Origin of the sequence: Streptomyces sp. NPDC053431 (genome assembly GCF_044544925.1) — a bacterium.
In the GTDB taxonomy this organism is placed as follows: domain Bacteria; phylum Actinomycetota; class Actinomycetes; order Streptomycetales; family Streptomycetaceae; genus Streptomyces.
Window position 1 is genome coordinate 15552 of the sequence record NZ_JBITXX010000017.1, and the last position, 21203, is coordinate 36754.

At 73.1% G+C, this 21203-nt stretch carries 19 protein-coding genes; 11 read left to right on the forward strand and 8 right to left on the reverse strand.

Going from position 1 to position 21203, the window contains the following annotated elements; translation table 11 throughout:
* Positions 1-48: 48 nt before the first annotated feature.
* The 3 genes from ACIGXE_RS30280 (at position 49) to ACIGXE_RS30290 (ending at position 5133) form a co-directional block, all read left to right on the forward strand.
* Complete coding sequence (locus tag ACIGXE_RS30280) at positions 49-993, forward strand: glucosyl-3-phosphoglycerate synthase (protein ID WP_399752475.1); 945 nt, start codon at positions 49-51, stop codon at positions 991-993.
* A 193-nt stretch (positions 994-1186) separates the two neighbouring features.
* Positions 1187-2569, forward strand: a complete 1383-nt coding sequence (locus ACIGXE_RS30285) for a trehalose-6-phosphate synthase (RefSeq protein WP_399752243.1) — start codon at positions 1187-1189, stop codon at positions 2567-2569.
* Between the two features lie 260 nt (positions 2570-2829).
* On the forward strand, positions 2830-5133 hold the full coding sequence (locus ACIGXE_RS30290) for an immune inhibitor A domain-containing protein (RefSeq protein WP_399752245.1): 2304 nt from the start codon (positions 2830-2832) through the stop codon (positions 5131-5133).
* 109 nt (positions 5134-5242) lie between these two features.
* On the opposite strand, the gene otsB is transcribed toward ACIGXE_RS30290, so the two are convergent.
* The 3 genes from otsB to ACIGXE_RS30305 form a co-directional block, all read right to left on the reverse strand.
* A complete protein-coding gene (gene otsB, locus ACIGXE_RS30295; RefSeq protein WP_399752247.1) occupies positions 5243-6094 on the reverse strand; it encodes a trehalose-phosphatase in 852 nt (283 codons plus the stop codon).
* Between the two features lie 260 nt (positions 6095-6354).
* Complete coding sequence (locus tag ACIGXE_RS30300) at positions 6355-6594, reverse strand: DUF3263 domain-containing protein (protein ID WP_399752249.1); 240 nt, start codon at positions 6592-6594, stop codon at positions 6355-6357.
* Between the two features lie 10 nt (positions 6595-6604).
* Positions 6605-7879 carry an ABC transporter substrate-binding protein gene (locus ACIGXE_RS30305; protein WP_399752251.1) on the reverse strand — a complete coding sequence of 425 codons (1275 nt, stop codon included), beginning with the start codon at positions 7877-7879 and terminating at the stop codon, positions 6605-6607.
* Between the two features lie 322 nt (positions 7880-8201).
* Here ACIGXE_RS30305 and ACIGXE_RS30310 point away from each other — a divergent pair, with 322 nt between their 5' ends.
* The 3 genes from ACIGXE_RS30310 to ACIGXE_RS30320 all read left to right on the forward strand — a co-directional run bounded on the left by ACIGXE_RS30310 (position 8202) and on the right by ACIGXE_RS30320 (position 11388).
* Positions 8202-9191, forward strand: a complete 990-nt coding sequence (locus ACIGXE_RS30310; RefSeq protein WP_399752253.1) for an ROK family protein — start codon at positions 8202-8204, stop codon at positions 9189-9191.
* A complete protein-coding gene (nagA, locus tag ACIGXE_RS30315) occupies positions 9191-10336 on the forward strand; it encodes an N-acetylglucosamine-6-phosphate deacetylase (protein WP_399752254.1) in 1146 nt (381 codons plus the stop codon). Before ACIGXE_RS30310 ends, nagA begins: the two co-directional genes overlap by 1 nt.
* Positions 10337-10449: 113 nt before the next feature.
* The gene (locus ACIGXE_RS30320; protein ID WP_399752478.1) at positions 10450-11388 is read left to right on the forward strand and encodes a 1-phosphofructokinase family hexose kinase; all 939 of its coding nucleotides are present in this window, start codon (positions 10450-10452) and stop codon (positions 11386-11388) included.
* A 212-nt stretch (positions 11389-11600) separates the two neighbouring features.
* Here ACIGXE_RS30320 and ACIGXE_RS30325 read toward each other — a convergent pair whose 3' ends face one another.
* Complete coding sequence (locus ACIGXE_RS30325; protein WP_399752256.1) at positions 11601-12557, reverse strand: CBM35 domain-containing protein; 957 nt, start codon at positions 12555-12557, stop codon at positions 11601-11603.
* A gap of 122 nt (positions 12558-12679) precedes the next feature.
* On the reverse strand, positions 12680-14386 hold the full coding sequence (gene cdgB / locus ACIGXE_RS30330) for a diguanylate cyclase CdgB (RefSeq protein WP_399752258.1): 1707 nt from the start codon (positions 14384-14386) through the stop codon (positions 12680-12682).
* Between the two features lie 290 nt (positions 14387-14676).
* On the opposite strand from cdgB, the gene ACIGXE_RS30335 reads away from it, so the two are divergent.
* Positions 14677-15231 (forward strand): flavin reductase family protein, encoded by a 555-nt coding sequence (locus tag ACIGXE_RS30335; RefSeq protein ID WP_399752259.1) that lies wholly within the window; start codon positions 14677-14679, stop codon positions 15229-15231.
* A 6-nt stretch (positions 15232-15237) separates the two neighbouring features.
* On the opposite strand, the gene arfB is transcribed toward ACIGXE_RS30335, so the two are convergent.
* Entirely contained in the window at positions 15238-15675 is a 438-nt protein-coding gene (gene arfB, locus ACIGXE_RS30340) for an alternative ribosome rescue aminoacyl-tRNA hydrolase ArfB (RefSeq protein ID WP_399752261.1), read from the reverse strand.
* 127 nt (positions 15676-15802) lie between these two features.
* On the opposite strand from arfB, the gene ACIGXE_RS30345 reads away from it, so the two are divergent.
* Together ACIGXE_RS30345 and ACIGXE_RS30350 are read left to right on the forward strand one after the other, a co-directional pair.
* The gene (locus ACIGXE_RS30345; RefSeq protein WP_399752263.1) at positions 15803-16378 is read left to right on the forward strand and encodes a TerD family protein; all 576 of its coding nucleotides are present in this window, start codon (positions 15803-15805) and stop codon (positions 16376-16378) included.
* A gap of 60 nt (positions 16379-16438) precedes the next feature.
* Positions 16439-16951 (forward strand): GNAT family N-acetyltransferase, encoded by a 513-nt coding sequence (locus ACIGXE_RS30350; protein WP_399752265.1) that lies wholly within the window; start codon positions 16439-16441, stop codon positions 16949-16951.
* A gap of 79 nt (positions 16952-17030) precedes the next feature.
* Here the strand turns inward: ACIGXE_RS30350 and ACIGXE_RS30355 are convergent, their stop codons facing one another.
* Positions 17031-18440: a M1 family metallopeptidase gene (locus ACIGXE_RS30355; RefSeq protein WP_399752267.1), complete on the reverse strand. Its 1410-nt coding sequence runs from the start codon at positions 18438-18440 to the stop codon at positions 17031-17033.
* A gap of 180 nt (positions 18441-18620) precedes the next feature.
* Positions 18621-19169 carry a heme-binding protein gene (locus ACIGXE_RS30360; protein WP_399752268.1) on the reverse strand — a complete coding sequence of 183 codons (549 nt, stop codon included), beginning with the start codon at positions 19167-19169 and terminating at the stop codon, positions 18621-18623.
* Positions 19170-19408: 239 nt separating this feature from the next.
* Between ACIGXE_RS30360 and ACIGXE_RS30365 the strand changes: the two genes are divergently transcribed.
* Positions 19409-20566 (forward strand): sensor histidine kinase, encoded by a 1158-nt coding sequence (locus ACIGXE_RS30365; RefSeq protein WP_399752270.1) that lies wholly within the window; start codon positions 19409-19411, stop codon positions 20564-20566.
* Positions 20563-21201: a response regulator gene (locus ACIGXE_RS30370; protein ID WP_399752272.1), complete on the forward strand. Its 639-nt coding sequence runs from the start codon at positions 20563-20565 to the stop codon at positions 21199-21201. The genes ACIGXE_RS30365 and ACIGXE_RS30370 overlap by 4 nt, the downstream gene beginning before the upstream one ends.
* Positions 21202-21203 lie beyond the last annotated feature (2 nt).

The window sequence follows — 21203 nt, forward strand, 5'->3', positions numbered from 1 at the left end:
GGCTTCCGAGGGGGAGACGGTCGTCCGATCCGCGAGATGGAGATCACGTTGCTGGAAGAAGTGGAGCGCTGGCTGACCCGGCGGTCCTGGTCCGTGGCCGACCGTCCGCTGGAGCGGATCCTCGCCGCCAAACGGGGGACGACGGTCAGCGTCGTGCTGCCCGCGCTCGACGAGGAGGCGACGGTCGGCGCGATCGTCTCCGTGATCCGTCGCGAGCTGATGACGCCGGCGGTGCCGCTGGTGGACGAGCTGGTGGTCATCGACTCGGGCTCGACCGACCGTACGGCCGAGGTGGCCGCGGCCGCGGGCGCGCGGGTGGTGGCGCGGGACGACATCCTGCCCCGGATACCCGCGGTGCCGGGCAAGGGGGAGGTCCTGTGGCGGTCACTGATGGTGACCGGCGGGGACGTGGTCTGCTTCGTGGACGCGGACCTACGGGACTTCTCGGCGGAGTTCGTGACGGGGATCGTGGGGCCGCTGCTCACCGACCCGGACGTGGACCTCGTGAAGGCGATGTACGACCGCCCGCTCGGCGACGCCCCAGGTCAGGGCGGCCGGGTGACGGAGCTGGTGGCCCGGCCGCTGCTGAATCTGCACTGGCCGCGGCTCGCCGGGTTCGTCCAGCCGCTGGGCGGCGAGTACGCGGCGCGCCGCTCGCTCCTGGAGCGCCTGCCCTTCCCGGTCGGTTACGGAGTGGAACTGGGCCTTCTCGTGGACGCGCTGCACACGGTCGGACTGGACGCGCTCGCACAGGTGGACGTAGGGGTGCGCAAGCACCGGCACCAGGACGGCCAGGCGCTCGGCCGGATGGCGGCGGCGATCTACCGGACGGCCCAGCTGCGGCTCTCGCGCGGCCATCTGGTGCGGCCGTGGCTCACCCAGTTCGAGCGCGGGGAGGACGGCTTCACGCCGCACACGTACGCGGTGGACACGGAGGAGCGGCCCCCGATGGCGGAGATCGCGGAGTACGCGGAGCGCCGCCGGGTGGCGTGAACCCCTGGGAGCGCGGCGGCATGCCCCCTGGGGCGCGGTGGCGAGGCCCCCGGGCACGGTGGCACGACTCCCGGGCGCGGTGGCGACCCCGGGCGTGGTGGCGTCGCCCCCGGGGCGTGGTGGGCGGGCGGCGCGAACCGCGCGGCTCGAATCCGTACGTTTGAGCGTTTACCGGACGGGCTAGGTTCGCCGTATGGCTTCTGTCCTCGTGGCATCGAACCGCGGCCCGGTCTCGTACACCGTGCGTGACGACGGCGCCCTGGACACCCGTCGGGGTGGCGGCGGGCTCGTCTCGGGCCTCAGCGCCGTCTCGTCGGAGGGCGCGGCGGAGGACAGCGTCTGGGTGTGCGCGGCGCTGAGCGACGGCGACCGCGAGGCGGTGCGGCGCGGGGTGTCCGAGCCGGGCGTCCGGATGCTGGACATCGACCCGGAGGTGTACGCGGACGCGTACAACGGCATCGCGAACTCGGTGCTGTGGTTCCTGCACCACCATCTCTACGACATCCCGCGCGAACCCGTCTTCGACGCGGACTTCCGCCGCCGGTGGGAGTCGTACCGGGCCTACAACCGCGCCTTCGCCGAGGCCCTCGCCGCGGCCGCCGACGAGGGCGCGGCGGTGCTCGTGCAGGACTACCACCTGGCCCTGGTGCCGGGGCAGCTGCGCGCGCTGCGCCCCGACCTGCGGATCGCGCACTTCACCCACACGCCGTGGGCCTCGCCGCAGTACCTGGGGATGCTCCCGGACGACATCCACCACGAGCTGGTGGAGGGCATGGTCGGCGCCGACCAGGTCGGCTTCCACACCCACGCCTGGGCGTCCGCCTTCCTCGCCGACCCGCTCGTCGAGCGCGCGGCCGACGGCACCCGGGTGACCGTCCACCCCCTCGGCGTGGACGCCGGGGAACTGCGCGCGCTGGCCCGGCGGCCGGAGGTCGAGGAACGGCTGGCGGCCCTCCGGGCCGAGGTCGGCGAGGGGCGGAAGACCATCGTCCGGGTGGACCGCACCGAGCTGTCCAAGAACATCCTGCGCGGCCTGCTCGCCTACCGGGAGCTCCTCACCACCCGCCCCGAGTGGCGGGGCCGCGTCGTGCACCTCGCCTCCGCCTACCCCTCGCGGCAGGACCTGGAGGTCTACCGCACGTACACGGCCTCGGTCCGGGCGCTCGCGGAGCGGATCAACGAGGAGTTCGGCACGCCGGACTGGCAGCCCGTCCTGGTCTCCGTGCAGGACGACTTCACCCGCTCGCTGGCCGCGTACCGGATGGCCGACGTGGCCCTGGTCAACCCGGTCCGTGACGGGATGAACCTGGTCGCCAAGGAGATCCCGGTGGTCTCCGACGAGGGCTGCGCCCTGGTCCTGTCGCGGGAGGCGGGCGCGTACGAGGAGCTGCGCGCGGACGCCCTCACGGTGAACCCGTACGACGTGACGGGCACCGCCGAGGCCCTCCACGAGGCCCTCTCGATGCCGGCCCCGGAGCGCGCCGACCGCACGAAGCGGCTCGCGGCGGCGGCGACGGCCCTGCCGCCGCAGCGCTGGTTCCTGGACCAGCTGGAGGCGCTGAGGGCGCTTCCGTAGCCTCCCCCGCGCCGGGGCGCCGCCGACGTCGGCGTGACGCCGCCGCGACGTCCGCATGACGTCGTCGATCAGGCGTCCCCCTGCCCCTCCCCTACTGCTCCCCTCTATCCGGCGAGAAAATCTTCGGGATCTCCCCCTCCTCCCGACCGGTCTTTCCGTGCCAGACTCTGCGCCGATCGTTCCCCCAGGCGATCCGTTCACCCCCAACGGAACCACGCGCACCATGCGTTGTACGCATGCGAGCGAAGGGATCGCACGACGTGAAAAAGATTGTCGTGGGCATGACTCTAGGGTCGGCGCTCACCGCACTCCTCGCCGCAGGCCTCACCCCCGCCGCGGCACAGGAAGCCCGGGACGGCAGCGCCGGCGCCACCACGGCGCCCCGCGCGGACAACCGCCCCGGCCCCCTCACCAAGCAGCGCACCGAGCTGCGCGAGAAGGCGATCGACCTGGTCGCCAAGGGCAAGGCGAAGGCGAACGCCCGCGGCGTCGTCGAGGTCGCCCCCGGCAAGTTCGCCGAGACGACGACCACGACCGCCGTCCGCCAGGAGAAGATCCTCACGATCCTCTCCGAGTTCGGCGACCAGAGCATGGGCAAGTACGGCAGCGTCCCCGGACCGCTGCACAACCAGATCCCCCAGCCGGACCGGAGCGTCGACAACTCCAACGCCTGGACCGCCGACTTCTCCAAGGCCCACTACGAGGACCTGTTCAACGGCACCGGCGAGTCGATGAAGACCTTCTACGAGAAGCTCTCCAGCGGCCGCTACTCCGTGAGCAACACCGTCGAGGACTGGGTCAAGGTCCCCTACAACGCCTCCCGCTACGGCGACAACGCCGTCGAGGACACCGGCGGCTCCTGGGCCTTCATCCAGGACACCGGCGACGCGTGGTGGAACGCCCAGATCGCCGCCGGCAAGACCCCGGCCGAGATCGACGCGTACCTCGCGCAGTTCGACGTCTGGGACCGCAACGACTGGGACCACGACGGCAACTTCGACGAGCCCGACGGCTACATCGACCACTTCCAGGCCGTCCACGCCGGCATGGGCGAGGACGCGGGCGGCGGCGCGCAGGGCGAGGACGCCATCTGGTCGCACCGCTGGTACGTCAACGGCGACGACTTCGGCCTCACCGGCCCGGACGTCTCCGGCACCCAGAACAAGGCGGGCGGCGCCCGCATCGGACAGTCGAAGTACTGGCTCGGCGACTACACCACCGAGGGCGAGAACGGCGGCCTCGGCGTCTTCTGCCACGAGTTCGGCCACGACCTCGGCCTGCCGGACTACTACGACACCGACGGCGGCGAGAACTCCACCGCCTTCTGGACCCTCATGAGCTCCGGCTCCTGGCTCGGCCACGGCGCCGCCGCCAACGAGGGCATCGGCACCCACCCGGGCCTCATGGGCGCCGAGGAGAAGCTCTTCCTCGGCTGGCTGAACTACACCGACGCGCCGCTCGGCGCCAACGGCACCTTCACCCTGAGCCCGGCCGCGCTCCAGGTCGCCGGCAAGGCGCAGGCCGTCCGGGTCGCGCTCCCGGACAAGACGGCCGGCACGACGTACACCACGCCCGCCTCGGGCACGCACGCCTGGTGGACCGGCTCGGCGGACGGCCTCAACCAGTCCCTCACCCGCTCCGTGCCCGCCGCCCCGCGCATCACGGTCAAGGCGAGCGCCTGGTACGAGATCGAGGCGGACTTCGACTACCTCTTCGCCGAGTACTCCCTCGACAACGGCGCCACCTGGGCCCGCGCCGGCGCCGCCGTCTCCGGCTCCTCGGCCGGCAAGTGGACCACCCTGCGCTACTCGTACGACGCCCAGGGCAAGCCGTCCCTCTTCCGCTTCCGCTACCAGTCCGACGGCGGCGTCCACTTCGCCGGCGCGTTCCTGGACGACATCACGATCGGGTCCGGCGGCACCACGCTGCTGACCGACGACGTCGAGCAGGGCCTCAACGGCTGGACGGCCCAGGGCCGCTGGAAGATCTCCACCGGCACCGAGACCGCCACCTCGCCGCGCTACTACCTGCTGGAGAACCGCGAGTACGTCGGCGCCGACGCGCTGCTCGCCGAGGGCCCGTACCAGTTCAGCAAGGGCATCACCGCCCCCGACTGGGTCGAGTTCTTCAAGTTCCAGAACGGCATGCTGGTCTGGTACGTGGACCGCTCCTACGACGACAACAACGTCAGCGCCCACCCGGGCGGCGGCTCGGCGATGGCGGTCGACGCCCGCCCGACCCCGTTCCGCTACGACGACGGCACGGCTCCCAGCAACCGGCGCCAGCCCTTCGACGCGACCTTCGGCCTGGAGCCGACCGACGCGACCTGCCTCCACAAGGAGGTCATGGTCGGCAAGGGCGGCAACCAGACGGTCGCGACCAAGGCCGCCTGCGCCCCCTCCGTCCCGGGCATCCCGGTCTTCGACGACACGAACCCCAACGCCTACTACGACCCCACGGCCCCCCAGGCCAGCGTGAAGGTCGCGGGCCACGGCGTGAAGGTCACGATCACCGGCGACGCGGGCGACGACCTGACGATCAACGTGGTCAACCCGGCCTCGTAACGGCGGCATGACAACAAGGGGCGCCCCGGCCTGCTGGGGCGCCCCTTCCTGCTGTCACCGCCGCTCCACCTGCGGTGGGGGCGCGGCAGGGGCTCGACGTTCAGTGCTTCTACGCGCCCCGAGCCAGGCGCTCCGCCAGCCCCGCCAGGAAGTCCACGACCGCCGCCGGCCCCGGGACCGTGAGGTCGGCGCGGTCGGCGAGGTCGGGGACGGCCTCGGCGGCGGCCGCGGAGCAGACGAGGAGGCCGGGGGTGCCGTCGGAGCGGAGTTTCTCGACCGCCGCGTAGGCCGCGAGGTCACCGAGGTCGTCGCCGGCGTAGAGGACCGCGCCGGCGCCGATCTCGCGGACGTAGTCGGAGAGGGCGACGCCCTTGTCCATGCCCGGGGGCCGGAGCTCCAGGACCATGCGGCCGGGTTCGAGGACCAGGCCGTGCCGGGCGGCCAGCTCGGCGAGGGGCTCCCTCAGGGCGTCGAAGGCACCCTGAGGGTCCACCGCGCGGCGGGTGTGGACGGCGACCGCGCGGCCCTTCTCCTCGATCCAGGTACCGGGCCACGCCCCGACCCGGTCCAGGAAGCCGGGCAGCTCGGCCCGGACCGACGCGACGCCCGGGTGCGGGGCGGCGGCATGGACGGTGCCGGAGACGGCGTCCCAGCGCTCGGCGCCGTAGTGGCCCAGGACGACCAGATGCTCCAGGCCGGGAACGCCCGCGAAGCCTCCGTAGCGGACCGCGACCCCGGCCGGGCGGCCGGTGATCACGGCGACGGAGGCCACGTGCGGGGCGAGGGCGACCAGGGCGGGCACGGCGCCCGGATGGGCGCGGGCACGCTCCGGGTCGGGGACGATCTCGGCGAGCGTCCCGTCGAAGTCGAGGGCGACGACGGCCTTCTCCGGGCGCGCGAGCAGCGCGTCCAGACCGTCGCGGCCGGCGGTGGTGGTCGGATGCGGAAGGCGGTTGACCATGCTCACGACCCTACCGAGGGTTGCCGTCCACGTCAGCGGCACGGTCCCCCGGCCGCCGAATTCGGCGGCCCGAAGCGGGACGCTTTTCAGTGGCGCGCGTCGGCGGAGGGCTTCAGCGGCGCGTCAGCGGCGCGCGTGAGCGGTGGGCTTCAGCGGCGCGTCAGCGGCGCGCGTGAGCGGCGGGCTTCAGCGGCGTGATTCGGTGCTGATCCCGCGGCGGGCTTCAGCGGCGCGGTTCAGCCGGGACCCCGCGGCCGGCTTCAGCGGCGCGTCTCCTTCTCCGCCCTCACGCGGCGCAGGCGGTTCACCGTCACCGGGTCGTGGACGAGGGCCCGCGGGTCGTCGAGGAGGGCGTTGAGCAGCTGGTAGTAGCGGGTGGCGGAGAGGCCGAGCTGCTCGCGTACGGCCCGTTCCTTCGCGCCCGGGCCCGGCCAGGAGCGCCGCTCCATGGCCAGGACGGCCCGCTCGCGCTCGCCCAGCTCGCCGGATTCGGTGGTCATACAGACCAACTTATTCCGCGCTCTCCGCCGCCGTCGCCTCCCGGGCGATCCGCCCGAGCACCTCGGCCGGCTTGGCGTCCGGCCGGACCGCCGCGCCGATGTCCTTCTTCACCCGGCCGCTGACCTGGGCCCAGGAGGTCTTGCCGACCGGCGGCAGCTGGGAGTCGGGCAGCGCCTCCAGGAACTCGCGGAGGTTCGCGTGCTCGGGGGCGGACTGCATGGCGGCGGAGGCGGTGACGGTGGCCGGCAGCAGGTCGTTGTCGCCGGCGAACTTCAGCACGTTCTCGTCGCTGAAGACGAAGTCGAGGAAGGCCCCGACCTCCTTGCGGTGCCCGTTCTGCCTGAAGGCCATGATCCAGTCGGCGACACCCATGGTGGCCTTGGCCTTGCCGTCGGCCCCGGGCAGCGCGATCTTGCCGACCTTGACGCCCTTCTTCTCGGCCTCCTGCATCAGGGAGGGGTGCCCGTTGAGCATGCCGACCTCGCCGCGGGTGAAGGCGGCGAAGGCCTCCTTGCGGTTGAGCCGGCCGGGGGCGACCGGGCCGGTGAGGCCCTGGGCGACGAGGTTCTCCCGGAGCCAGTCCAGGGTGCGGATGTTCGCGTCCGCGTCGATCTTGTAGTGACCGGTGTCGTCGACGTAGCCGCCACCGCCGCTGAGGAACCACATCATCGTCTCGGCCTGGGCCTCCTCGGGGCCGAGCGGCAGCGCGAAGGGGTACGTGACGCCCTTCTTCTTCAGCTTCTCGGCGGCGGCCGCGAGCTCGGCCCAGGTGGTCGGGGCCTCGTCGACGCCGGCCCGGTCGAACAGCTCCTGGTTGAAGAAGAGCAGCCGGGTGGAGGCGACGAAGGGCAGGCCGTACTGGGTGTGCCGGTACTCGCCGGCGTCGACGAGCGGGGCGAGGAAGTTGGCCTGGACGCGGATGGAGAGCAGCTCGTCGGCCGAGTAGAGCTGGCCGGCGGCCGCGTAGTCGGCGTAGGCGCCGATCTGGGCGACGTCCGGGGCCTGGCCGGCCTTCACGAGCTCGGCGACCTTGCGGTCGACGTCGTTCCACGACTCGATCTGGACCTGGACCTTCACGCCCGGGTTCTTCGCCTCGAAGGCGGCGACGAGGCCGGCCCAGTACTTCTTGGTGGAGTCGCCGCCGGTGAGGTCGTAGTCGGCGGCCACCAGCTTGAGGGTGACGTCGCCGCCGTCGCCGCTCAGCGTGCCGCAGCCGGAGAGGCCGGCGGTCAGACCGAGAGCGGAGGCCGCCGCGGCCAGTCCAAGGAATCGTCGCCGCTGCACAGCCGTAACCCACCCTTTGCTCGTCGTCGAGGTTCTGGTCGGCCGCAAGTTTCTCCCGCGTCTTCACCGGAGGTCTACACCACTCGCATATCGCTTCTGCAACGCATTGTTGTGCGGTGCCTTGCACCGCTATGCATGGCCTGGCAGTACTTTCCGGTTTTCCGTGCTGGTCTGGACCATGAGGAGGGTCACGCACGCCCCGGAGCGTCGCTCGCACGTCCGCCGGGAGGGCGGGATCCCCCGCCCTCGAATTTGTATCCGACCGCAACAATCCTCCACAGTGGACTAGACCTCTCGTGGATCTCGCGCGAGACTGTCCCCCGTGAGACACGTCATCGCCCTCGATGTGGGCGGCACCGGCATGAAGGCCGCCCTCGTCGGGGCGGACGGCACCCTGCTCCACGAGGCCCGGCGGGCCACCGGGCGCGACCGGGGGCCCGAGGCCGTCGTCGAGACGATCCTCGGGTTCGCCGAGGACCTGCGCGCCCTCGGCCAGGAGCGGTACGGCGAGTCCGCCGCGGCCGCCGGTGTCGCCGTGCCCGGAATCGTCGACGCCGAGAACGGCATCGCCGTCTACGCCGCCAACCTCGGCTGGCGCGACGTCCCGATGCGCGCCCTGCTCAGCGAGCGCCTCGGCGGCATCCCCGTCGCCCTCGGCCACGACGTACGCACCGGCGGCCTCGCCGAGGGCCGGATCGGTGCCGGCAACGGCGCCGACCGCTTCCTCTTCGTGCCGCTCGGCACCGGCATCGCCGGCGCCATCGGCATCGGCTCCGCGATCGAGGCCGGCGCCCACGGCTACGCCGGCGAGATCGGCCACATCGTCGTCCGCCCGGGCGGTACGGAGTGCGGCTGCGGCCAGCGCGGCTGCCTGGAGCGGTACGCCTCCGCATCCGCCGTCTCCCTCGCCTGGGCCGAGGCCTCCGGCGACCCCGAGGCCGACGCCGCCGACTGCGCCAAGGCCGTCGCCTCCGGCGACCCCGCGGCCGTGCGCGTCTGGCAGGAGGCGGTCGACGCGCTCGCCGACGGGCTGGTCACCGCGCTCACCCTGCTGGACCCCCGCACGCTCATCATCGGTGGCGGTCTCGCCGAGGCCGGGGAAACCTTGTTCACACCCCTTCGGGCCGCGGTGGAGGAGCGCGTCACGTTCCAGAAGCTGCCCGCCATCGTCCCGGCGGCCCTCGGGGACACCGCCGGATGCCTGGGCGCGGGCCTCCTCGCCTGGGACCTGCTCGCCGACGGGCGGCCGGCCGCCGAGCAGCCGACCGACCGCCCCGCCGACCGCCCCACCGACTCGGAGGTATCCGCCTGATGGCCGTTTCCACAGTTCTCGCCGGGGCCCGCGTGGTGCTGCCGACCGGGATCGTCGAGAACGGACGAGTGATCGTCGAGAACGGCCGTATCGCGGGGAGCGCCGCGGAGGAGACGCCCGCGCTGGACCTCTCCGGCCACTGGCTCGTCCCCGGCTTCGTCGACCTGCACAACCACGGCGGTGGCGGCGCCTCCTTCACCTCCGGCACCGTGGACGAGATCCTCACCGGCGTCCACACCCACCGGCTGCACGGCACGACCACCGTCGTCGCCTCCTTCGTCACCGGCGACATGGACTTCCTCACCCACCGCGCGAGCCTCGTCTCCGAGCTCGCCGAGCAGGGCGAGATCGCCGGCATCCACTTCGAGGGCCCGTTCATCTCCCCCTGCCGCAAGGGCGCCCACGACGAGACGCTGCTGCGCGACCCCGACCCGGCCGAGGTGCGCAAGCTGATCGACGCGGCGCGCGGGCAGGCCCGCATGGTCACCCTCGCCACCGAGCTGCCCGGCGGCATCGCGTCCGTACGGCTGCTCGCCGAGCACGGCGTGATCGCCGCGATCGGGCACACGGACGCGACGTACGAGCAGACGCGGGCCGCCATCGACGCGGGCGCCACCGTCGCCACCCACCTCTACAACGCGATGCCCGGCCTCGGGCACCGCGCGCCCGGCCCGATCGCCGCGCTCCTGGAGGACGAGCGGGTCACCGTCGAACTGATCAACGACGGCACCCACCTGCACCCGGCCGCCCTGGAGCTGGCGTTCCATCACGCGGGACCGGAGCGGGTCGCGTTCATCACCGACGCGATGGACGCGGCCGGCTTCGGCGACGGGCGCTACATGCTCGGCCCGCTGGAGGTCGAGGTGAAGGACAGCGTCGCGCGGCTCGTGGAGGGCGGCTCGATCGCCGGCTCGACGCTCACCCTGGACCGCGCGTTCAAGCGCGCGGCCACCGTCGACAAGCTGCCCGTCGAGGCGATCGTCCAGGCCATCTCCGCCAACCCGGCCCGGCTGCTCGGCGTGTACGACCGGGTGGGTTCGCTGGAGCCCGACAAGGACGCCGATCTCGTCGTCCTCGACGCGGACTTCGAGCTCAAGGGCGTGATGCGCAAGGGCGTCTGGGTGGTTGAACCCCAAGTGGGATGATTTCCCCTCATGTTCGCGTACGGCGGTTGGTCCAGGGGTCTGGGCCAACCGCCTTCCGTTTGGCATGATCGGGGCGCCGAGAGCCGGTGACCGAGACGACGGGGGTGGGCCTGGTGATCCTCACGGTCACCCTCAACACGGCGCTGGACCTCACCTATCGCGTCCCCGCGCTCGTCCCGCACGCCTCCCACCGGGTCACCCAGGTCATCGAACGCCCCGGCGGCAAGGGCCTCAACGTCGCCCGCGTGCTCGGCGCCCTCGGCCACGAGACGGTCGTCACCGGCTTCGCCGGCGGCGCCACCGGCGAGACGCTGCGCGCCCTGCTCGCCCGTACCACCGCCGGACAGCCGGTCCACGACGCCCTCGTGCCGACCTCCGGCGCCACCCGCCGCACCGTCGCGGTCGTCGACGCCGCGAGCGGCGACACCACCCAGCTCAACGAGCCCGGGCCGGCCATCACCCCCGCCGAATGGGCCGCGTTCTCCGGCCGCTTCACCGAACTCCTCGACGGGGCACGGGCCGTGGCCCTGTGCGGCAGCCTGCCGCCCGGCATCCACGTCGGCGCGTACGCGGAACTCGTCCGGCTCGCCCGCGCCGCGGGCGTCCCGGTCCTCCTGGACACCAGCGGCGAGCCGCTGCGCCGCGGCATCGCCGCCCGCCCCGACCTGGTGAAGCCCAACGCCGAGGAGCTCGCCCAGCTCACCGGCTCCCGCGAACCCCACCGCGCCACCCGCGACGCCCGCCGCCGCGGCGCCCACGCGGTCGTCACCTCCCTCGGCCCCGACGGCCTCCTCGCCGCCACCCCGGACGGCCTCTGGCAGGCCGCCCCGCCCGCCCCCGTGAAGGGCAACCCGACCGGAGCGGGCGACTCCGCCGTCGCCGCGCTGCTCGCCGGTCTGGTCGACGGCGCCGACTGGCCCACCCGGCTCGCCCACGCCGTCGCCCTCTCGGCCGCGACGGTGCTCTCCCCGGTCGCCGGGGAGTTCGACGCGACGGCGTACGAGGCCCTGCTCCCCCGCGTCACGGTCCACGAACCGGCGACCGCCGCGTGATGCCCCGCCCGCGGCGCGGGTGATCGCCCCCGCGACACCGCCCGTTGCGGGTGATCGTCCCCGCGACACCCCTCGCCCCCGTGGCGGGCATCCGGGCCACGGCGGACTTCCCACCGCCGCTCCCGACAACGCCGAGGGCCCCGGAGGCGAACGCCTCCGGGGCCCTGTCACGGCGCGGACGCACGGCCCGGGCCGCCGCCGCTGCCCGGGGTTCAGCTCCCCGTGCGGATCTCCAGCCAGTCGAAGATCGCGTTGCACTGGTTGCCCTGCTCACAGGACAGCTTGATCGTGTTCATGCCCTGCTTCAGCGTGACCGGCGCCCAGGTGGTCTGCCAGTTCTTCTCCAGGTTCGGGTCCGACGAGCCGATGAAGTTCTTCAGGCCTATCGGGTTGCTGTTGGCCTTGTCGTTGACCGTCAGCGTGGCGTTGGCGTCCGCCGCGGGGATCGCGTAGCGCACGTACAGCCGGTAGCTGCCGGCCTGCGCCACGTCCGCCTGCCAGGTCACCGAGGAGCCGACCGCGTTGAAGCCGGTCACGTACGCGCCGTCCGCGCCCTCCGCGCCCTTGATGTCCTTGGCGAGCGCCGCCGCACCGCCCAGCTTCAGGGTCGCCGCGTCCTGCTTCGGCAGCTCCTGCGGGGCCTGCGAGGACTGGCTGGGGTCGGTCGAGGGGGACTCGGAGACCTGGGTCGGCGCGCCCGACGGGTTGCCGCCGGAGCCCGCCGTGTCGTTCTCGTCGCCGCTGTTGGTGATCACGGCCGCGGCGATGCCGATCACCACCACCGCGACGACCGCCACGGCGCCGATGAGCAGGCCCTTGGTGTTGGGGCCGCCGCCGCGCGGACCGGCCTGCGCCGGGGGCACCGGCCGGGTGGGCGCGCCGCCGTTGTAGGTCTCGGGGGCCGCGTACTGGGGGTGCGGCTGGGCGTACGCCTGCTGGTGCGGGACCTGGGCGTGGCCCTGGGCGGCGTGGCCGCCGTACTGCCGCTCGCCGACCGTGCGGACCTGGTTGTACGAGGTGCGCGGAACGCCCGGCTGCGGCGCCGGACCCGGGTAGCCGTACCCGCCGCCCTGGGGCGGCTGGGCACCCGCCGCCTGTCCGTCCGCGTACAGGTAGCCGAACGGATCGTCGTCCTCGGGCGTCTTCGCGCCGTCGTTACCGGCAGCCATCCGGGTCACTCCTCTTTGCCTGCTCGCCAGCCGTCGCCGACCGGCCGAGCCTACCTCGAACGGCCCTGGCGTCGATTCGGCGATGTGTGTACGACCGGTGAACGAAACCGCCCGCGGTCCGGCTACCCGGCCCGGCGGTGCACCTTCGAACGCGACCGCTTCTCGATGTACATCCGCTGGTCGGCGCTGTTCAGGACCTCTTCCACGGTCATGCCGCACTCGGCCCAGCCGATGCCGAAACTGGCCCCGACGCGCACCGCCCGCCCGTCGACCCGGATCGGCGGAATGATCGCGTTCCGCAGCCGGACGGCGAGGTCGGCGGCGTCGGCCGCGCCCAGACCGTCGGCGAGGACCACGAACTCGTCGCCGCCGAGCCGGGCGACCGTGTCGCCGTCCCGTACGCCCGTGGTGAGCCGGCGGGCGACCTCGATGAGGACGGCGTCGCCGGTGTGGTGCCCGAAGCGGTCGTTGATCGACTTGAAGCCGTCGAGGTCGCAGAAGAGGACCGCGAGGCCTTTCGTGCCGTCGTCGACCTCGCCGCCGGTGGGGGCGACGGTGTGCACATGGTGGTCGTACGGCCCGGCACCGCCGCCGACCGGCGAGAAACCGAAGCCGTGCTCGTGCTCGTAGTCGTACTCGTACGGGGACTCGGGCCCGGCCTCGTAGCCGTCCGTGGAGGCGGCGACCGGGTCGCCGGCGGAGGCGGCGAAGGGGCGCTCGCAGATCCGGGCGGAGAGCCGGGAGCGGAGCTCGGCGCTGTTGGGGAGGCCGGTGAGCGCGTCGTGCGAGGCGCGGTGGGCGAGCTGGAGCTCGTGCCGCTTGCGCTCCTCGATGTCCTCGACGTGGGTGAGGAGGAAGCGGGGGCCGTCGGCGGTGTCGGCGACGACCGAGTTGCGCAGGGAGACCCAGACGTACGTGCCGTCGCGGCGGCCGAGGCGCAGCTCGGCGCGGCCGCCCTCGGCGGAGGTCCGCAGCAGGGTGCCTATGTCCTCGGGGTGCACGAGGTCGGCGAAGGAGTAGCGCCGCATCACCGACGCGGGGCGGCCGAGCAGCCGGCACAGGGCGTCGTTCGTGCGGAGCAGCCGGCCGTGCTGGTCACCGCCCATCTCGGCGATGGCCATGCCGGAGGGCGCGTACTCGAAGGCCTGCCGGAACGACTCCTCGCTGGCGCGCAGGGCCTGCTGCTCGCGCTCCAGGCGGACCAGGGCGCGCTGCATGTTGGACCGGAGGCGGGCGTTGCTGATCGCGATGGCGGACTGCGAGGCGTACATCTGGAGCGCCTCGCGGCCCCAGGGGCCGGGGTGGCGCCCGTTGCGCGGGCGGTCGACGGAGATCACGCCGAGCAGCTCGCGGTCGGAGCCGGCCGCGGGTCCCCCCGGGCGGGCGGAACCGAGCCGCGGGGCGTACATCGGCGCGTAGAGCCGGTCGTGCGGGTGCCACTCGTCCTCGAAGCGGGGGGCCGGGCCCTCGGTGTGCCACTGCGGGACGTCGTCCTCGATGAGCACCCAGCCCTCGGTGTGCGGGATGAACCGCAGGTCGCCCCAGGACTCGCCCATCGAGAGCCGGCGGTCCCAGGAGGCGCGGGAGCCGACCCGGCCGGTGATCAGGGCCTCGGCGGCGGGGCTGCCGGCGAAGGCGGCGACGACGAGATCGCCGTCGGGGCGCACGAGATTGACGCAGGCCAGCTCATAGTTGAGCCCCGCGACGATGCCGTCGGCGACGGCCTGCAGGGTGTCCGCAAGGCTTCGGGCGGTGTTGAGGTCCGCCACGACCTGATGCAGCTGCCGCAGGGTCGCAAGACGGACGTACGGCTCCGACTCGGTCTCCATCGCTCGCTCTCCCCGAGACCTCGACAGCTGACTCCAGGGTTCTCATCGGCTTCATCGGCTTCGTGGTGCACTGTCCCCGCCACTGAATCACAGCGAGCTGTGCACCCGGTACACAGGGTCAACAAATACTGCGGTCTGTGACTCAAGTCACAAGGGGCGCCGGGGCTTTCCGAACGGCACGTGAACAGCGCGGGACGGGGTGGCCAAGCGGGTCCTAGGACCGGCGGGGGAGCCTCGACTGGTCCCGGCGCCCGATGTGGGGGCACCGGCCGCCGTACTAGCGTGCGAGCGTGCTGCAGAACACCCTCACCCCCCACGACCTGGCGATCCCTCATGCTGAGGGAGTGAGCAACGACGAGTTCAAGGCCGCCATGTCCCGCCTGGCGGCGGGCGTGGTCCTGGTGACGGCGCACGACCCGGACGACGGCCCGCGCGGCGAGGACGTCGGCATGACGGCCACCGCCTTCCTCTCCGTCTCCCTCGAACCGCCCCTGGTCCTGGTCAGCCTGCGCAACGACTCCCGCATGGACGACCTGCTCGCCGACGTGCCCGTCTGGGCGGTCTCCCTGCTCTCCGAGAACCAGCGCCAGATCGCGGGCCGCTTCGCGATGAAGGGGCGCGTCAGCGACCGCCTGCTCTTCGCCGACGTCCCCTACACCCGCGGGCCGCACAGCAACGCGCCGCTGATGGAGGGCGCGCTCGCCACGCTGGAGTGCCGGACGGAGAACCGGGTCGTCGCCGGCGACCACACGCTCGTCATCGGCCGGGTCCTCGCCACGACCCTCTCCCCCTCGGCCGCCGGCCCCCTCACCTACTTCCGAGGCCACTACCGAACCCTGTCCTGAACGGGGTCAGGTCCAGTCCCGGCCCTGGCGGGCCCTTTTGGTCTCCGCGCGCTGTTTCTTCTCCCGCAGCCGCCGCTCGTTGATCCCCCGCGGGATCTTCGTCGCCCGCCGCGGCTTCGGCGGCGGAGCCGTCGCCTCCGCGAGGAGCGCCGCGAGCCGCACGGCCGCCGTCTCCCGGTTCCGCCACTGCGAGCGGTGCTCCGAGGCGCGGACGGTCACCACCCCGTTCACCAGCCGCGTGGCCAGGCGTTCCAGGGCCCGCGCCTTCCACACCTCCGGCAGGGCGTCCGTCGCCGCCAGGTCGAAGCGCAGCTCGACCTGCGAGTCGCTGGTGTTGACGTGCTGCCCGCCCGGCCCGGACGACCGCGAGAAACGCCACTGGAGCTCGGCCTCGGGAAGCGAGACGGAGCCGCGGATGGGATAGGGACCGGACATGTCATCCATGTTCCCCGGACCCCGGTCGATGCGTCACCCTGTTTTCGCCCGGGAACCACCGGGCCTCCGTTCGCGTTCTTCCAGTCACGATCACCGGCACGACCACCGCGTGGAACCACGAGGAAAGGGACTTCCCATGGCTGTAAGCCTCTCCAAGGGCGGCAACGTCTCGCTGACCAAGGAGGCTCCGGGCCTCACGGCCGTCACCGTGGGCCTCGGCTGGGACGTCCGTACGACCACGGGCACCGACTTCGACCTCGACGCGTCCGCCATCGGCGTCGACGCCACGGGCAAGGTCGTCTCCGACGGCCACTTCGTCTTCTTCAACAACAAGTCCACCCCGGACCAGACCATCGTCCACACCGGTGACAACCGCACCGGCGAGGGCGGCGGCGACGACGAGCAGATCAACGTCAACCTGGCGGGCCTCCCGGCCGGCGTCGACAAGATCGTCTTCCCGGTCTCCATCTACGACGCGGTCAGCCGCTCGCAGAACTTCGGCCAGGTCCGCAACGCCTACATCCGCATCGTGAACCAGGCCGGCGGCGCCGAGATCGCCCGCTACGACCTGTCGGAGGACGCCGCCGTCGAGACCGCCATGGTCTTCGGCGAGCTCTACCGCAACGGTGCCGAGTGGAAGTTCCGCGCCGTCGGCCAGGGCTACGCCTCCGGCCTGGAGGGCATCGCCCGCGACTTCGGCGTCAACATCTGACCCGTCCCCGCGGGACAGGGAGCCCCGGCGCGCGGGCGCCGGGGCTCTACCCTTGCCCGGGTGATCGTCGAACCGCTGACCCCCCGGGATCCGTACGGCCTCCCCGGCCCGCTGCTCACCGAACTCACCGAGCTGTACGCCTCGAACGAGGAGTTCCAGCAGCTCAGCGGTGACTTCCCGGACCCCGGCCACATCCGGCCCGAGCAGGTGGCCGCCGCCCTCGCCGACGAGCTCGCCCAGCCCACCGCCGAGGTGCTGCTGGCCCGCTCCGAAGGGCGCCTGGTGGCGATCGCCATCACCCTCGCCCGCCACCCCGACCCGGCCGAACCCGACCCGTGGCTCGGCCTGTTGATGGTCCACCCCGGCGCGCACCGCACCGGCTTCGGCCGCCGCCTCGCCGGGTACGTCGAGGAGGGCTTCCGCTCCCAGGGCCGTACGGGACTGCGCCTCGCGGTCCTCGAGAACAACCCGCGGGCGCTCGCCTTCTGGACGTCCCTCGGTTACGAGGAGACCGCCCGCCGGCCCGACCTGGCGCACGGCCGGCCGTGCGTCGTCCTGCGGAAGGGCCTCTGAGCCCGGGAGCGCGGTGCGCCGCCGAGCCCTCGGCCTCCAGGCCTCCCCGCGTCAACCCGCGTCACCCCGCTGCCCTGTTTCACGCCGTCGGCCTGGCCGGCTTCCCGTCGCCGTACAGCCACACGTCCCACAGCCCGCTCAGGTCCCGGCCCGCCACCGACTCCACGTACTCCGTGAAGTCCTTCGTCGTGGCGTTGCCGTGCCGGTGCTCGGCCGGCCAGCCCGCGAGGATCTCGTAGAAGGTGTCGTCGCCGACCTCCTGACGGATCCGGTGCAGCACCATCGCGCCGCGCTGGTACACCGGCGTGCCGAACAGGTCCTCCGCCTTGGGCGGTTCGGCCGGCGGGAAGGCCCAGGCGGCGTCGTTCGCGAAGGCCTTCTCGAAGCTCTTCTGCGCCGGGGTGTGCTCGAAGTCCTCGGCGTAGAGCCATTCCGCGTAGGTCGCGAAGCTCTCGTTCAGCCACATGTCCTTCCAGGTCGCCGGCGAGACGGAGTCGCCGTACCACTGGTGGGCCATCTCGTGCACGAGCGTGGAGGTGTCGAAGGAGCTGCCGGGGAACACGGGCCGGGTCTGGGTCTCCAGGGCGTAGCCGGCGTCGCCGTCGCGCTCGACGATCGCCCCGGCCGCCGCGAAGGGGTAGGGGCCGAAGTTCTCCGTCTCCCATTCCAGGAGCTCCGGGATCCGGGCCCGCAGCGCGGCGGCGCCGGCCGCGACGACCGGGTCGACGGCGGTGACCACGGGGACCTTGCCGCCGAGCGCGGTCGTGGTCGTCGTGTCGAACCGCCCGATCGCGAGGGTCGCGAGATAGCTCGCCATCGGCTCGGCGACGTGCCAGACGGAGGTGCCGCGTCCGTCGGCGGTCTTCTTCTCGGAGCTGAGCACGCCGTTGCTGAAGGCCTTCACCCCGGCCGGAACGGTGACCGCGATGTCGTACGTCGCCTTGTCCGAGGGGTGGTGGTTGCCGGGGAACCAGGCCGTCGAGCCGGTCGGTTCGCCGAGCGCGAGGGCCCCGTCGGCGGTCTTCAGCCAACCCTCCTCGGAGCCGTCCGAGTCGGTGATCTTCTGGGGCACGCCGTCGTAGGTGACGGTGGCGCGGAACTCGGCGCCGTCCTCGATCTCCGCGCGCGGGCGCAGGGTCAGCTCGTTCCCGGCCCGGTTGACCGCCGCGGGCCGACCGTCGACCGTCGCCCCCCGCACGGTGAGGCCGACGAAATCGAGGTTGAAGGCGCTGAGGTCCTGGGTGGCCTTCGCGGTGATCTCGGCGCGTCCGTCGAGGCGGCCGGTGGCGGGGTCGTAGGACAGGGTGAGCGCGTAGTGGCTCACGTCGTAGCCGCTGTTGCCGAGCTTGGGGAAGTAGGGATCGCGCAGCCCCGCGGCGCCCGGGGTGCCCTTCACCCCGCCACCGGAGCCCGAGCCGGTGCAGCCGGCGGCCAGCAGGGCGAAGGCGACGGCCACGGCTCCGGCGCGGACTCGGCTGCGTGTGTTCACGAACCGATCCTAAACAGGCATTCGACGACAGGTGCGCGCACGACGGTGGCGGCGCGCACCCCGAGGCGGGGGCAGGCGGGCCCCTGCGGCAGGCTCCCAGGCCGGTGCCCCGCGTCCGACACGGATCGGCGGCGCCCGGTGGGGGAACCGGGCGCCGCCGAGGTGCGTGGGTCGGTGTGATCAGTCGTCGAGGGAGGCGACGCCGGCCTGGGCGAACTTCTCGTCGAGGTCGCCGGAGGGGGCGCCGGCCACGCCGATGCCGGCGATCGGGCCGCCGTTCGCGGTCACCGGGGCGCCGCCGGCCAGGAAGAGGGTGCCCGGGATGTCCTTCAGGTTCGGGGCCTGGGCGAGGCGCCCCACGAGGACGGAGGTCGGGGCGTTCCAGGAGACGGCGGTGTACGCCTTCCTCACGGCCGACTCGTAGGACTGCGGGCCGGCACCGTCGCCGCGCAGGGTCACCAGGGTGTTGCCGTTGCGGTCGACGACGGCGACGGAGACCCGCTGGTTCTCCTTCTCGGCGGCCTTCAGGCTGGCCTGCGCCGCCTTCGTCGCGGCCTCGATCGTCAGGTGCGTGGTCTGACGCAGGTTGTCGTTGTCCGCGTCGGCCTTCTTGGCGACGGCCGCGGCCGGGGCGGCCTGCGGGGCGGAGGCGTTCGCGGAGACGGCGCCGAAGGTGCCGGCGGCGAGGACGACGGCGGCGGTGGTGCCGAGGAGGAACTTCTTCTTCAAGGCGGGCTCCTGAGGTGAGGGAGGAAGGGAGGCTGTTCCGTTCGCTCTGCATCGATCCTCCGCCCGGATCCGGGCCCCGACGGTCCACGTTCCGGCTGCCCTCGCCGCGCATGATGGAGGACACGGGGGTCAGCCGATCGGTTGATGCCGGACTGGTCCTCCTGGGCCAGGATGGACACGTATGCCCAGGTCAGAAGGGCATCGATCAGCACGACGACGCACGACGGAGCAGGTGGACGATGGACCGGGACCCCGACGCACGCCGGCTCGCGCGGGTCATGCACGTCGCCTTCTTCCTGCTCCTCGGCGCCTCCCTCGCCCGCTTCCTCATGCGGCACCCGTGGGCGGACCGCAGCCCCTGGATCGTCGCGCTCTCCGGCGCCCTCGCCGCCCTCTACCTCCTCGGCCCCGTGCTCGGCACCCGCGCCACCCCGCGCCGGATCGCCTGGCTCGTCACCGTCGTCGCGGTCTGGATGGTCCTGGTGCTCCTCGCGCCCAGCTTCGCCTGGTGCGCGGTGCCGCTCTTCTACACCGGCCTGCGCACCCTCCCCACGCGGGCCGCCCTGGTCCTCGTCACCCTCCTCACCGCCTTCGTCGTCTTCGCCCAGGTCCAGCTCGCCAAGAACGGCTTCGACCCCGATCTCGTCATCGCCCCGCCGGCCGTCGCCGCCATCGCGACCGCCGTCTTCCTGTACGCCGAGCGGCAGGCCGACCGGCAGCGGGCGCTCATCGAGGACCTCATCCGCACCCGACGGGAGCTGGCCGCGACCGAGCGCCGCGAGGGCACCCTCGCCGAGCGGCAGCGCCTGTCCATGGAGATCCACGACACCCTGGCCCAGGGCCTGTCCAGCCAGCAGATGCTGCTCCAGGCCGCCGACCGCACCTGGGAGACCGACCCGTCGACCGCCCGCCGGCACGTCCGTACGGCCGAGTCGATCGCCGAGCGGAACCTGGCCGAGGCCCGCCGCTTCGTCCACGACCTGGCCCCCGCCGACCTCGCCGAGGGCGGCGGCCTGGAGCAGGCGCTGCGCGGGCTCGCCGGCCGCGAATCGGCCGCCTTCCGGGTCGACGGGGTGGCGGTGCCCCTGCCGGACCGGGTGCAGTCGGCCCTGCTGCGGATCGCTCAGGGCGCCCTCGCCAACATCCGCGAGCACGCCGGGGCCACCTCGGCCGCGCTCACCCTGACCTACCTCGACGACCAGGTCGTCCTCGACGTCGCCGACGACGGCCGCGGCTTCGACCCGGCGGACCGGTCCGCCGACACGGGGGTGCGGGGCCACGGGCTGCCCGCCATGCGGGTGCGCGCCCAGCAGCTGGGCGGCACCCTGACCATCGAGTCCACCCCCGGCGAGGGCACCGTGCTCTCGGCCGCGATCCCGCTGGAGGTACGCCCGTGAACGCGCCGGCCCGCGAGCCCGTCCGCATCCTGCTCTGCGACGACCACGCCGTCGTCCGCGCCGGGCTGCTCGCCCTGCTCGGCAGCGCCCCCGACATCGAGGTGGTCGGCGAGGCGGGCAGCGGCGAGGAGGCGGTCGCGACGGCCGCGCACCTGCGGCCCGACGTGGTCCTGATGGACCTCCAGCTCGGCGCGGGCATCGACGGCGTCGAGGCCACCCGCCGGATCGCGCCGACCGGCGTCCACGTCCTCGTCCTCACCACGTACGACACCGACGCGGACATCACCCGGGCGATCGAGGCGGGCGCCACCGGCTACCTCCTGAAGGCCGAGCGCCCCGAGGAGCTGTTCGCCGCGATCCACTCCGCCGCCCAGGGCCGTACGACGCTGTCGGCGCCGGTCGCCAGCCGGGTCATGGACCGGATGCGGGGCGCGGCGGCGCCGAGCCTCACCGACCGGGAACGCGACATCCTCGGGCAGCTCGCGCACGGCCTCGGCAACCGCGAGATCGCCCGCGCGCTGTTCATCAGCGAGGCCACGGTCAAGACGCACCTGGGCCGGATCTACGCCAAGCTCGGCGTCGACACGCGCGCGGGCGCCGTGGCGGTGGCGAAGGAGCAGCGACTGCTGCCCTGAGG

Coding starts and splice junctions, on each gene's coding strand:
- ACIGXE_RS30285 (WP_399752243.1), top strand. CDS start 1,187: ATGGCTTCTGTCCTCGTGGCATCGAACCGCGGCCCGGTCTCGTACACC.
- ACIGXE_RS30365 (WP_399752270.1), top strand. CDS start 19,409: ATGGACCGGGACCCCGACGCACGCCGGCTCGCGCGGGTCATGCACGTC.
- ACIGXE_RS30325 (WP_399752256.1), bottom strand. CDS start 12,557: ATGGCTGCCGGTAACGACGGCGCGAAGACGCCCGAGGACGACGATCCG.
- ACIGXE_RS30300 (WP_399752249.1), bottom strand. CDS start 6,594: ATGACCACCGAATCCGGCGAGCTGGGCGAGCGCGAGCGGGCCGTCCTG.
- nagA (WP_399752254.1), top strand. CDS start 9,191: ATGGCCGTTTCCACAGTTCTCGCCGGGGCCCGCGTGGTGCTGCCGACC.
- arfB (WP_399752261.1), bottom strand. CDS start 15,675: ATGGATGACATGTCCGGTCCCTATCCCATCCGCGGCTCCGTCTCGCTT.
- otsB (WP_399752247.1), bottom strand. CDS start 6,094: ATGGTCAACCGCCTTCCGCATCCGACCACCACCGCCGGCCGCGACGGT.
- ACIGXE_RS30345 (WP_399752263.1), top strand. CDS start 15,803: ATGGCTGTAAGCCTCTCCAAGGGCGGCAACGTCTCGCTGACCAAGGAG.
- cdgB (WP_399752258.1), bottom strand. CDS start 14,386: ATGGAGACCGAGTCGGAGCCGTACGTCCGTCTTGCGACCCTGCGGCAG.